Genomic DNA, 4,840 nt, shown 5'->3' with positions numbered 1-4,840 from the left:
GTCGGGACGATCCGGGTGGGGATGCGGGCCGACATGGTCGCCTGGCGGCGGAACCCGCTCCAGGACGCGGCGGTGTTCGCCGATCCGGACACGGCCGTCCTCGTCGTGAAGGACGGCCGCATCATGAAGGGAGAAGCCCGATGAGCGGGATACTGCACGGCTGCCTGCCGGACACGGAGTACCTGGAGACCACCGCGCGGTCGGGGCGCCGCTACGGCGTCTGGGTGACCACACCCCCCGGTTACGCGGACTCCGCGGACCACCTGCCGCTGATCTACGTGTTGGACGGCAACTGGACGGTCGGCCTCACCGCGCCCCTCATCGTCACCCAGGCGGACCCCTACCTGACGATCGCCCCCTACATCCAGGTCAGCGTCGGGTACGCCGGTGAGGAGGCCGCGGGCTGGGCGCACATCCGCAACCGCGACCTCGTGCCGCCGGGCGAACCCGTCGGTGACGACATGCTGGCCACCCTCGCGGCGGCCCGCGAGTCGGGTGCGATGACCCGGGAGCAGGTCGACGCCTACCTCGCGGAGCTGCGGGAAACCCGGGCCGACGCCTTCCTCGACTTCCTGACCGGCGAACTCCACCCCCACCTGCGGTCGAAGCTGCGTGTCAGCGAGTCCGGGCACGGCCTCTTCGGCTACTCCTACGGAGGCCTCTTCGCCCTCTACGCGTGGCTGCGCGGGACAGGACCCTTCGCGAGCGTCGGTGCGGGCAGCCCCGGTGTGGCCAGTGCGGACAGCCGGATCCTCACCCTCGTCGAAGCCCTGCCGGAACCCGGCGAGGACGCGGCCGCTCCACGGCTGCACATCACGCTGAACGAAGCCGAGCTGCTGGGGGACATTCCGTTCTACCGCGGGATGGCCCGTAACGTCCTGACGACGGTGGAACAGTTGCACGCCAAGGGGCGGTCGGAGCGGATCTCGCACGTGTTGTTGCGGGAGACGCACGTCACCGGGCTACAGGCGTCGTTCCTGAGCTACCTGAAGGCGTGCCACACGCGCTAGCCGACGCTGCTCCCCGCCGACCGTGCGGCGGGAGCGCGTCACCGTCCCCTCGCCCCGCCCCGTCCGTCCTGGGAGGCGACACAGGACCCGCGTCCGCCTCCGCCGCGAACGGCCCATGGCGGGCGGGACGCGGGGCGGGCGACCCGACCATCGTTCGGGCCGTTCCGCGCACAATGGTCCACCGCGCCCGGCGGCGGTGTTGTGCGTGGGTCGGGCGACGACCGCGCCACGCGCTTCCGGGCGTGCGGACCCACGCCGCCGAGCAGGTGGCGTCCCTCTCCGGACGATCCGCTCCGGTCGCACCCCCCGTCGCGGCCCGGGCATGAAAAAAGGCCCTGCGAGCAGGGCCTTTCGTTTGTGTCCGAGGGGGGACTTGAACCCCCACAGCCTTAACGGCCACTAGCACCTCAAGCTAGCGCGTCTACCTATTCCGCCACCCGGACCGGGTGTGCTCGGCGCTCCCGCGCCGGACACGTCAACCATAGCAAAGGTCGAACACCGCGCGAACCATGTTTTCCGCCGGTGGAAGACATGGCAGGGTCGGTGGAACAGTAGGGCGACAAGGTGCGGCTGGACGGGAGCGTCAGATGGCGGAGCCAGGCAGGGAACTGAGCGCGGCCGAGGTCGAGGTGGTCGACCTGTGCCGGGAGCTCATCGAGTTCGACACCTCCAACTACGGCGACCACTCGGGACCCGGGGAGCGCAAGGCGGCCGAGTACGTGGCGGCCAAGCTCGACGAGGTCGGCGTCGAGTCGAGGATCTACGAGAAGCACCCGGGGCGCAGCAACGTCGTGGCCCGGATCACGGGGGAGGACTCCAGTCGTCCCCCGCTGCTCATCCACGGCCACCTCGACGTCGTTCCGGCGGCCCCGGAGGACTGGACCCACCACCCCTTCGCGGGCGAGGTCGCCGACGACTGCGTGTGGGGCCGCGGCGCGGTCGACATGAAGGACATGAACGCTATGGTCCTGGCGATGCTGCGCCAGCGCCTGCGCGAGGGCCGCCGTCCCCCGCGCGACATCGTGCTGGCCTTCCTCGCCGACGAGGAGGCCGGGGGCACCTGGGGCGCCCAGTACCTGGTCGACGAGCACCCCGACCTGTTCGCCGACTGCGACTCGGCGATCAGCGAGGTCGGCGGCTTCTCGTTCACGGTCAAGGAGAACCGGCGCCTCTACCTCATCGAGACCGCCGAGAAGGGCATCGCCTGGATGAAGCTGACCGCGCGCGGCACCGCCGGGCACGGTTCGATGGTCAACACCGACAACGCCGTCACCGAACTGGCGGCGGCCGTCGCCCGCCTGGGCGAGCACCGGTTCCCCGTCCAGCTCACACCGACCGTGCGGACCTTCCTGGAGGAGATCTGCGAGGAGTTCGGCATCCCCTTCGACGAAGGGGACGTGGACGCCACGGTCGCCCGCCTGGGCCCCATCGCGCGCATGATCGGCGCTACCCTGCGCAACACCCTCAACCCCACGGTCCTGGGCGGCGGCTACAAGGCCAACGTCATCCCGGGCGAGGCCACCGCCCAGGTGGACGGCCGCTTCCTGCCGGGCACCGAGGACGCGTACTTCGCCGAGATCGACCGGCTGCTGGGCCCCAAGGTCAGCCGCGAGTTCATCCACCACCTGCCCGCCGTGGAGACCTCCTTCGACGGCGGCCTGGTCAGCGCCATGTCGGAGTCGCTGCTGGCCGAGGACCCCGGCGCCAAGGCCGTCCCCTACTGCCTCTCCGGGGGGACGGACGCCAAGAGCTTCTCGCGGCTCGGGGTGCGCAACTACGGTTTCGCCCCCCTCCAGCTGCCCCCCGAGCTGGACTTCGCGGGCATGTTCCACGGGGTGGACGAGCGCGTCCCGATCGAGGGCCTCCGGTTCGGGGTCCGCGTCCTGGACCGTTTCGTCGGGTTGAGCTGACCCCGGGCGCTTTGCGCCGTCCCCTCAGCCGAACCGCGCCGAGAACTTTTTCGGCGCGGTTCGTAATCCGGCCTCCCGTCACCGAACGTGATGTTAGTGTTGCTGTGAGTTCGACGGTGCACGGCTCCCCGCCCGCCTTCGCGGGCGCGGAACGGCACCGGCGTGTGACCGTGGCGGGACCACCGCACGGGACCGTCCAGTAGCAGCGAAACGGGGGGCATCCATGGTGCTCGCGGGCAAGGAGTGGCTGGTCTCCAGTCGCGCTGCCCGCATGGCCCTGAGCCCCGCCCGGCTGCTGCTCCTGTCCGGCGTCGTCGCCGTCGCATGGCTGGCCGGGGGGATCGGTGTCGCCCACGGCGAGACCGCCCCCGAGTCCGGTGGCCTGGTCGACCGCGTGCTGGAGGTCGGCGACGGGACCGGACGCACCGGACAGGCCGCCGCGGAGGAGATCCGCAGCGCCCGCCTCTCCGACGCCACGGCCCGCGCCGCGTCGGCCACGGAGTCGCTCGCCGACACCGTGGTGCCCCAGACGGCCGCTCTTCCCGCCGAGACCCTGCACGGGACCGGCGTGACAGCGGCCCTGGAGCGGACCAGGACCGGATCCGCCGCCAACAGGGCGGTCGAGGACACCACCCGGACCGTCGACGAGACCGCGCGCGGCGCGGGCGACCTCGTCGGGGGCATCGCCCGCAGGGGCCACGACATGGTGGAGTCCACCGACCGCTCGCTGCGCGACGGCAGCCTGGTGGGCACGGTCTCCGAGGGGCTCGCCGAGTCCACCCGGGCCGTGCAGGACCGGATCGGCGGCTCCGCGGGCACCGCGACGCCGCTCGGCCTGCCCGTCCTCGGCGGCGCCGACGAACTCTCCCCGACCGCACCCGCGCCCAAGCGCTCCGCGTCCGACGAGGACGAGGGCTCCGGCGCGGAACGCGACGGGGACCGCACCGGCGGGGTGACGGCCGTCCACGCTCCCGTGGACCCGTCCGTCTGGCACCGGGTCGCCGACGAGGGCGCCGACCGGGCGCCGGGCGACGACGGCTCCGGTGAGCGCATCCGCCTCATCGCGGGCGGCGGGTACCACCAGGCCGGAGCGGACGCCACCGGCGCCGCGTCTCCGTCCTTCCCCGCGCCCGGCGCCGCCGGGTTCCTGACGGCCCGGGCCGACCACCTGGCTCCCCGGGCCCAGCGGGTCGCCCTTCCCGGTGACCCCACCCTGGTTGTCCGCGACGCCGCGGACGACCCCTCCTTCGCTCCCGACTAGCCGCGTCCTCCACGACCGCGGCCGGTCCGTGCGCTCCTCTGCGCGCAGCCGCCTCGCCGAATCCGGCGGGCGTGCCTTCTCCCCGGCTTCCCCGGAGCACGAAGCTCTCCGTCCGCGGTCCACGAGCAGCTGGCCGATCTTTCTCGTTGACCAAAGGACACGCGATGACCTACCACACGCACGCCCGTATCGCCGCACTGGTGGCCGCGGGATTCTTCACCGCCGCCGGCGCCGGAGTGGCCTACGCCGACACCACGGCCACGACCAGCGGAAACGGCTCCATCCTCGGCGGCAACCAGATCGTGGCCGACCTGGACGCCCCCGTCAACGTCTGCGGTAACTCGATCGCCGTCCTCGGCCTCGCGGGCGCCCAGTGCACCGACAGCGGGGCCGTGGTGGAGGACGACAGCTCCACCTGGACGCCCGAGAAGCCCGAGGAGCCCGAGACCCCCGACGAGTCCGAGAAGCCGGAGACCCCGGAGAAGCCCGAGAACCCCGAGAAGCCGGAGAAGCCCGGCTACGGGGGGGAGCCCGGTGACGGCGGTCACGACGGCGGCGGTCACGACGGCGGTGGCCACGACGGCGGTGGCCACGACGGCGGTCACGACGACGGCTACGGCGGTGGTGACCACGGCGGCGGCGGTGGCGGTGGCGGCCAC

At 72.5% G+C, this 4,840-nt stretch carries 4 protein-coding genes and 1 tRNA gene; 4 read left to right on the top strand and 1 reads right to left on the bottom strand.

Features of this window, described 5'->3' with window-relative positions:
- Positions 1–140: 140 nt before the first annotated feature.
- Positions 141–1,010 (top strand): alpha/beta hydrolase, encoded by an 870-nt coding sequence (locus DQW06_RS14850; protein WP_013155937.1) that lies wholly within the window; start codon positions 141–143, stop codon positions 1,008–1,010.
- Positions 1,011–1,368: 358 nt separating this feature from the next.
- Here DQW06_RS14850 and DQW06_RS14845 read toward each other — a convergent pair.
- Positions 1,369–1,453, bottom strand: a tRNA-Leu gene (locus tag DQW06_RS14845).
- A 144-nt stretch (positions 1,454–1,597) separates the two neighbouring features.
- On the opposite strand from DQW06_RS14845, the gene DQW06_RS14840 reads away from it, so the two are divergent.
- The 3 genes from DQW06_RS14840 to DQW06_RS14830 form a co-directional block, all read left to right on the top strand.
- Positions 1,598–2,920 (top strand): M20/M25/M40 family metallo-hydrolase, encoded by a 1,323-nt coding sequence (locus DQW06_RS14840; RefSeq protein WP_013155938.1) that lies wholly within the window; start codon positions 1,598–1,600, stop codon positions 2,918–2,920.
- 223 nt (positions 2,921–3,143) lie between these two features.
- Positions 3,144–4,181 (top strand): hypothetical protein, encoded by a 1,038-nt coding sequence (locus DQW06_RS14835; RefSeq protein WP_117198692.1) that lies wholly within the window; start codon positions 3,144–3,146, stop codon positions 4,179–4,181.
- A gap of 164 nt (positions 4,182–4,345) precedes the next feature.
- A partial coding sequence (locus DQW06_RS14830) for a chaplin (RefSeq protein WP_157983446.1) occupies positions 4,346–4,840 on the top strand: 495 nt, incomplete at its 3' end.

Origin of the sequence: Nocardiopsis sp. TNDT3 (genome assembly GCF_003427465.1) — a bacterium.
Classification (GTDB): domain Bacteria; phylum Actinomycetota; class Actinomycetes; order Streptosporangiales; family Streptosporangiaceae; genus Nocardiopsis; species Nocardiopsis dassonvillei.
The sequence above is the reverse complement of the archived record's forward strand: the minus strand, read 5'-3'. Positions and strand labels throughout refer to the sequence as shown.

Excerpts from the sequence above, each read along its gene's own strand:
- DQW06_RS14850 (WP_013155937.1), top strand. The coding sequence starts at position 141 with ATGAGCGGGATACTGCACGGCTGCCTGCCGGACACGGAGTACCTGGAG.
- DQW06_RS14840 (WP_013155938.1), top strand. The coding sequence starts at position 1,598 with ATGGCGGAGCCAGGCAGGGAACTGAGCGCGGCCGAGGTCGAGGTGGTC.
- DQW06_RS14835 (WP_117198692.1), top strand. The coding sequence starts at position 3,144 with ATGGTGCTCGCGGGCAAGGAGTGGCTGGTCTCCAGTCGCGCTGCCCGC.